Source organism: Bifidobacterium aesculapii (assembly GCF_001417815.1).
Taxonomy (GTDB): domain Bacteria; phylum Actinomycetota; class Actinomycetes; order Actinomycetales; family Bifidobacteriaceae; genus Bifidobacterium; species Bifidobacterium aesculapii.
Genome location: NZ_BCFK01000058.1, coordinates 1 through 6,816 on the forward strand (window position 1 = coordinate 1; position 6,816 = coordinate 6,816).

The following is a 6,816-nucleotide window of genomic DNA, read 5'->3' on the forward strand; positions in this document are numbered from 1 at the left end:
GAGTAGGCATGGGCACAGGGCATGCAAAGAGAAAGCCCGGCGGGAACCGGGCTTGAGAGAGAAGAGAGAAGAAGGGATTCAGTTATTGCGGTCGTTCAACCGTGATTCCCAGTAAACATGTGCCGCTTCAGCGTGTTGTGTGTAAATGCTGGGAAAACCATGGGAATCGTGGTTTTCGCCCAGTGGTCGCATGTGTCGATGGAGTCACAGCCCAAGGCATGCCGCTCCCGGCGATCGAGCCAAGCCGGGGGCACACAGGTATTCGTATTCGGTTCGTTCCATATGGTCTATAAGTGGCTGGGCCGAGCCGTGGGTTTTCGGAGTCTGGTCTGGGCGCGGGGTGGCTATGGTGGTGACGCAGGTCGCCTGATATTGGTGTGCGAATGGTTTATGGCACCGAGTGTCTAGTTCGAGCGGATGGTTGACGCATGTCTCGGGGGATGGTTGACGATTCCACCCTCAACGTGATTTGGCTGACTTTTCGGTTTGAGGGAGGGCGCCCCCGTGAGACCTTTCCAGTCCCATCGTGCAGAAACGGCCATTTTCCAAGGATTGTGATTCTGGGCTCCTCTTCCCCTCAACCCTGGTGAAACGTTAGACCACAGTTGAGTGCGGAGCCCATTCTGTGTTGTCTCGGGGCATGGTTGACGGGGTGTCCTGGGGCATGCTTTACTGCTGTCCTGGGGCATCGTTGTCGTTCGCCGGTGGCCTGCGGTATTGGTATTCGCGTGTGGTGTCGAGTCTTTGGTCGGCGAGGATCTCGCCGGTGGCGGTGTCGGTGACGATGACGGTGCCGTGGTCGATGGCCAGTTCCACCGTCCTGCCGGCGTTCTCCCTGCCTATGTTGACGATGATGCGGCGCAGCGGGGCGACGCCGCCCTTCTGGGTGATGCATCCGCGTCGGTCGGTCTTGTGCGTGCGGGCCGGGACGGTCACGTCCACGGGCTCGGGCTCCGTGCGTTCGGCGGCAGGGACGGGCCTGCGTCTCGGGGCCGTCACGCGTCCGGCCTCTCGGTGTTCCTCCTCGTCGCGTCTGGCCTGTTCGCGGACGGCGAGCTCGGGGTCGGGGCCTGCCTTGCCCTTGGCCTCGTACGCCTCCTTGGGGGTGCGGCGGCCCAGGGCCCGGTGGGGCCGCTCCTCGTTGTACTCGCGGCGGAACCCGTCCAACTGACGGTTGAGCTCGTCGAGGTCGGCGGCCAGGGGCCTGGCCGTGAGCCATTGCTTGAGCGTGCGGTGCCAGCGTCCGATCTTGCCCTGGGTCTGGGGATGGTAGGGGCTGCCGTTCTTCCGGCGCACGCCCATCAATGCGAGCAGGCGTTCGAACGACCCCGGTTCGGCCGAGTGCAGGCGGGTCGTGTACACGGTGCCGTTGTCGGTGAGCGTGGACGCGGGGATCCCGTACCGGGAGCACGCCTGGCGGAACGACTCCTCGATGGTCTTCATGGTGACCGTCGCGTACGCGCGCGAGTACAGGAGGAACCTGGAGTGGTCGTCGAGCCAGGAGACGACGAGCGCGTCCGTGCCGTCCGCGAGAGGCCAGTGGGTGAAGTCCGACTGCCACGTCTCGTTGGGCAGCGCGGCCTCGAACCTCGCGTACGCGGATCTGGGCCGCTTCCTCGGCTCGGGGCGCACCAGGCCCGCCTGCTTGAGGATGCGGTGGATCGTGGAGTTCGCCGGAGGCCTGACGCCCTCGCGCTCCAGCCTGGCGGCGATGGACTCCGGGCCCGAGTCCAGACCGGCGGCGTCCAGCTCGCGCCGGAGCGCGACGATCCGCTCCCTGGTCTCCTTCCCGGTCCTGTTGGCGATACGGCGCGCGCGCCTGGAGCGGGGCAGGAGCCCCGCTTCGCCATCCTTGCCGTACCTGCGTCTCAGCTCGTGCGCCCACTGCCTGGTGACGCCGTGGCGCCGGGCGGCCTCGGCGACCGGCATGCCCGCGAGGATCGCGTTGACGATGGCCTTGTTGCGCAGGAACTCGCTACGGGCCTCGGGACCATCATCATTGGAATGCGCTGGTGTCTGTTGCTGTGATTGTGTATCCATACACCAATCAACCGACGCCGACCTGTCAACCATGCCCCGAGACACCCGTCAACCATGCCCCAAGACACGGTGTCAACCATCCCCCGAGACATACGTCAACCATCCGCTCGAACTAGACAGTGCGGAGCCCATTCTGCGGAGCCCATCCGCACTCACCCGGAAACCACGCGAATTTGAGTTGAGGGAGGCGCATTTTCTGCACTCAACCCCGCTGCAACGTTTAATCAGAGTTGAGTGCGGAGCCGGTTCCACACTCAACAACGTTTATGGCGCCGAGCTTGAACCGTGGGGTTTCCGATGTCGGGTCGGGTTTGGGGCTGGGGCGGTTTCGGTGGCGACTGGTGCCGTCCGCTATTCGTGAGACGGAACGGTGCATGGTGTTCGGCCCGAACCGTGGGGCTTTTCCACTGTCCGGTCTGGGCCGGGCGGCTTCGGTATTGGCTTGTACCGTCCGTTATCTGTGGGTTGGACGGTTTCCGGTACTTGGTTCGAGCCGTAGGGCTTTCCGGTGCCCGGTTGGAGATGCCCCGCGCGGCTCACCGCGCCCCATGCGCCCTGACTGACTGGACCACCCGCACGCCTCCTGCGTGGCCCTCCTACCGCCCTTACGTCAGTTGAAGCCGACCACGCGTTCGGCGACGCGGTAGCCCCAGCGGATCACGTACCGACCGGCCGAGCCGCGCAGGTTCAGTGCGCGAGACATCGGCTTGCGGCGCACGTCATGGTAGATCGACGGCGAGTACTCCTTGATGCCCGCCCACAGCCGCTTCTTCTTCGCGTAGTTCTCCTTGTCTCGCGAAAGAATCAGGAACACGCTCGCCACGGAGCTTTCGATCGCGAGGAAGTGGATCATGTACTTGTACAGTCCGTCCGGCACGCTGCCGCGTTCCGGCGTCGCCTCCACCATGCACTGGTTGACGAGGATGAGCTGGTCGACGCGGCGGATCATCACGTCGGTCTGCACGCTCTGCCCGTCGCGCCCGATGAAGTAGTGGTAGAACGGCGTGTCGAGGTATCGCAGCGACCGCACCCACGGGAACGGCTGGTACGCGTAGATGAAATCGACGTAGAACGTGTGCTCCGGCAGCTGCATGCCCGAGGCGCGCACGACGGACGTGCGGAAAATCAGCGCATGCATGAGGATGTATTCGGCCAGTCCGAAATGCCCCATGTCGTCCCAGGTGAGGCGCCTGCCGGCCTTCATCGCGTGGCGGAAGTTCACCACGTGCTTGCGGCGTTTGCCGACTTTGTCGTACACGTAGTTGGTGACGAGCATGTCGACCGGTTCGCCGCTGTCGATTTCGTCGCGCAGTACGGTCATCACTTCTTCGAGTGATTCCGGCCCCACCCAGTCGTCCGCGTCGACGACCTTCACGTAGGTGCCGCGCGCCGCCGCGATGCCGGTGTTCACCGCTCCGCCGTGGCCTTTGTTGCTCTGGTGGATGGCGCGCACGATGCCCGGGAAGCGGCGTTCGAACGTTCGCGCGACTTCGAGCGTGGAGTCTTTGGAACCGTCGTCGACGATGAGCACTTCGATGTCGTCGTTGCGGCGTGTCGCAGTGAGCGACAGGACGCAACGTTCGAGATAGTTCTCCATGTTGTAGGCGGGGACCACGAAGGTGAGCGTCTTGCCGGTGAGCGAGGCGACCGGCGTGGCTGCGGGACCGCCGCTTTCGGTTGTGCTGGACATGCGCGGCATGCCGGCCGTCTTCGGTGCCGGTTGTGTCGTAGCCGGTTGCGTCATAGGTCTTCGTGTTCCTCGAAAGTCACATGTGGTCTGTTCGGTCAACGCCTCACCCTAGCACCGGGCGCACTCGGATGGGACTTATGGGCATATCCTGCACATACGGTTCATGTTCTGTTTTCGCCTGCGCCGGTGCCGTCATCACCGTCCGCGGCACCGTCCGCCACACTGCCTGCGGCTCCATCAGCAGTTCTGCCCACTGCGCCATCCGCAGTCCTGCCCGCAGCGCCATCGGCGGCCTCTGTTGCGTCGTCCACGGTCGTCATGTCACCGGATTCCGGAATCGTGTTCGCCGCGTCGCCTGCGACGTGCCCCGCCGCCGGCGACGTAGTCTCCGCGCCCGTGCCGGCACTCGCGCCCGGGCCCGCGCCCGCGTCCGTCCCCGGCCCGCCCGCGTCCGTCCCATCGTCCGCGCTCGCCCCCGGCCCGCCCGCGTTCCGTCGTTCCTCCTTCGCGCGCGTCCGCGCCGCGCGTTCGCCCTCGAAGATGAGTTTCGGCTTCGAGTCGAGACGGCTCAATCCGTGCCACGCGAGGTCGACGATGTAGGCGGCGAGCTGCTCCTTGTCGACTTTCGGCCGGTCCGCCCAGTACTGCCCGGTGAATACGGTCATGCCGACGAGCATCTGCGCGTAGTAGGGCACGCCTTTCGGCGAGAGCTTCTGCCGTTTGAACGCGGCGGTGAGCAGGTCCTCGACGCGCAGCGAGATGTCGCCGAGCAGCGAGCTGAACGATCCGGAGGGGTCGGTGCTCGGCGAGTCGCGCGACAGCACCTGGAATCCTTCCGAGTTCTGTTCGATGTAGGTGAGCAGCGCGAGCGCCGTGCGTTCGACGATCTGCCGGGGGTGCATCTGCTGGTCTTCGAGCGCGGCGGTGAGTGTGGCCGTCAACGCCTGCATTTCGCGGTCGACGATTACCGCGTAGAGTCCCTCCTTGCCGCCGAAATGCTCGTAGACGATTGGCTTCGACACTTTCGCGTGGCTTGCGATCTCCTCCACGCTGACGGCTTCGAATCCTTTTGCGGCGAAGAGGGAACGTCCGATGCGGATGAGTTGTTCGCGCCGCTGGTACGACGTCATGCGTGAGGAGTTGGCCATGCGCACCAGCTTAGTCGAGACGTCCGCGATGCCCGGTACGCCCAGGGCCAGTTTTGCCGCAGTGCGCCGTTTGCTCCGCGTCGCTTCGCTTCATGTCGTGCTGTTCTCGCCACATCATCCCGCGTCCTGCCGCACCGTCGCGTCCCGCGTCGCGTCGCGTCCCGCCGAGCCGTCACGTACGGCACTTCGTGTCGCGTCGCTCCGCCGTGTCGCGTCGCACGCGTCGTTGCGTGCGTACGTGACCGCGCGCGTGCGGCGTGGTGTACACTGCGATATAACGTTATACCAATCGTCTCGTCGAGGAGGTCGACATGGCGTTCGTGACATTGCGCGACGTCGCGCGCGAGGCCGGCGTCTCCGCCGCGGCCGTCTCCCAGATTCTGCACGGCAAGGGCCGTTTCTCCGACGAGACGCGCGAGCTCGTGCGCAAGACCGTGCGCGAGATGGGCTACGTACCCGACCAGCGCGCCCGCTCGATGCGGTCGTCCGGCGCGAAGACCGTCGGTTTGCTCGTGCCCGACCTGCGCAACCAGTATTTCGCCGACCTCGTCTCCTCGATGGAGGACGAGTTCTACCGCAGCGGGGTGTCCACGCTGATCGGCACGTCGTCGGAGAGCGTGGAACGGCAGGACGCGTTCATCGAGAACCTGCTCGGGCAGCGCATCGACGGCGCGATCGTCGTGCCGCAGGGCGTCGAGTCGCCCGGTGTGCGGTCGCTGATCGCGCGCGACCTGCCGCTGGTGTTCGTGGACCGGCGCGTGCAGGGCGTCGAATCGGTGCCGTTCGTCGTGTCCGACCCGTACCCGGGCATCCGCGCGGCGATGGAGGATCTCGTCGCCAGGGGGCATCGTCGCATCGGCTACGTCGCGCACCCGTCGCTTGGCTCGTATTCCGTCAACGAGCGCGAGACCGCGTTCCGCGCGATCGCGGCGGAACTGCTCGGCGGAACAGACGCCGTGGTCGTCGCGTGCGGCCCCTCCTACGATTCCTGCCGCGACGCCTGCGCCACGTTGCGCGCGCACGACGTCACGGCCGTGCTGTGCGGGTATTCGCCCGACGCGATCACCTTGATCGGCCTGTTGAACGAGCAGGGTGTCGCGATCGGCGCCGATATGTCGATGGTGTCGTTCGACGACATCGCGCCGTTCCGCCTGATGACCCCGAACGTCGCCGTGATCTCGCAGCAGCCGGAACTCATGGGACGTCAGGGCGTCGGACTGTTGCTCGAGTCGATGCGGTCCGGACTGCGCGGCGGAGGCCACACCCACCGTGTGCCTACGGTCTACATCCGGCGCCGTTCCGTCGCCGCGGCCCCGCGGTAGGTGGCCGAAGGCCGATTCCGTGGCGGTGGTGGCCGTTAGACTGGGGGCCATGGACAGCAATACTTTGGCCATGGTTGGCGTTGCCGTCGTAGCGATCGTACTGATCCTGCTGGCGGTCTGGTTCTCCAAGTCGCGCAAACGCGACCTTGACAAGACGATCGCCGAGCGCGACATGCTGCGCGAGCAGCAGGCGCGTGAGGCGGAAGAGCAGCGGACGGAGCGGGAATCGCAGGTCGCGGCAGAGTCGGCCGCCGGCGGGCAGGATTCGGAAGCCGGAAAGAGGGCGCCGGAACCCGCAGCGGTGCCGGCGTCGGAAGAGCCGGTCGCCGAGTCGGAAACGGAAGTGCCGGTCGCCGAGCCGGAACCGGTCGCGGCGGAACCGGCCGTGGAAACGGCGCCTGCCGAACCGTCTGAGCCCGCGCCCGAACCCGTTTCGGAACCTGCCGAGCCGGAGCCCGCGCCCGGGACCGTTCAGACGGAGCCCGCAGCGGAACCGAAATCGGAAACCGTAACCCCGGAACCCGCCCCCGCCCCGGCCGCCGCGAAGCCGGCATCCATCGGCCGCCCCCCACCCCCCCCCCCCCCCCACCCCCCCCCCCCCCCACCACCCCCCCCC

General features: G+C 66.1%; 3 protein-coding genes and 2 pseudogenes. 2 read left to right on the forward strand and 3 right to left on the reverse strand.

All coding sequences use genetic code 11. From position 1 onward, the window contains the following. Positions 1-669: 669 nt before the first annotated feature. The 3 genes and pseudogenes from BFAL_RS08095 to BFAL_RS11815 all read right to left on the reverse strand — a co-directional run. Positions 670-2,040: an IS481 family transposase gene (locus BFAL_RS08095; protein WP_055427898.1), complete on the reverse strand. Its 1,371-nt coding sequence runs from the start codon at positions 2,038-2,040 to the stop codon at positions 670-672. A 610-nt stretch (positions 2,041-2,650) separates the two neighbouring features. After that, positions 2,651-3,730, reverse strand: a complete 1,080-nt coding sequence (locus BFAL_RS08100) for a glycosyltransferase family 2 protein (RefSeq protein WP_055427900.1) — start codon at positions 3,728-3,730, stop codon at positions 2,651-2,653. Positions 3,731-4,250: 520 nt separating this feature from the next. Beyond that, positions 4,251-4,860: pseudogene (locus tag BFAL_RS11815) on the reverse strand (TetR/AcrR family transcriptional regulator); the annotation flags it as partial. A 329-nt stretch (positions 4,861-5,189) separates the two neighbouring features. Between BFAL_RS11815 and BFAL_RS08110 the strand changes: the two are divergent. Both BFAL_RS08110 and BFAL_RS11625 read left to right on the forward strand, forming a co-directional pair. Next, positions 5,190-6,200 carry a LacI family DNA-binding transcriptional regulator gene (locus tag BFAL_RS08110; RefSeq protein WP_055427899.1) on the forward strand — a complete coding sequence of 337 codons (1,011 nt, stop codon included), beginning with the start codon at positions 5,190-5,192 and terminating at the stop codon, positions 6,198-6,200. A 49-nt stretch (positions 6,201-6,249) separates the two neighbouring features. Next, positions 6,250-6,816 (forward strand): annotated as a pseudogene (locus BFAL_RS11625) (hypothetical protein); the annotation flags it as partial.

Excerpts from the sequence above, each read along its gene's own strand:
- BFAL_RS08100 (WP_055427900.1), bottom strand. The coding sequence starts at position 3,730 with ATGTCCAGCACAACCGAAAGCGGCGGTCCCGCAGCCACGCCGGTCGCC.
- BFAL_RS08110 (WP_055427899.1), top strand. The coding sequence starts at position 5,190 with ATGGCGTTCGTGACATTGCGCGACGTCGCGCGCGAGGCCGGCGTCTCC.
- BFAL_RS08095 (WP_055427898.1), bottom strand. The coding sequence starts at position 2,040 with ATGGATACACAATCACAGCAACAGACACCAGCGCATTCCAATGATGAT.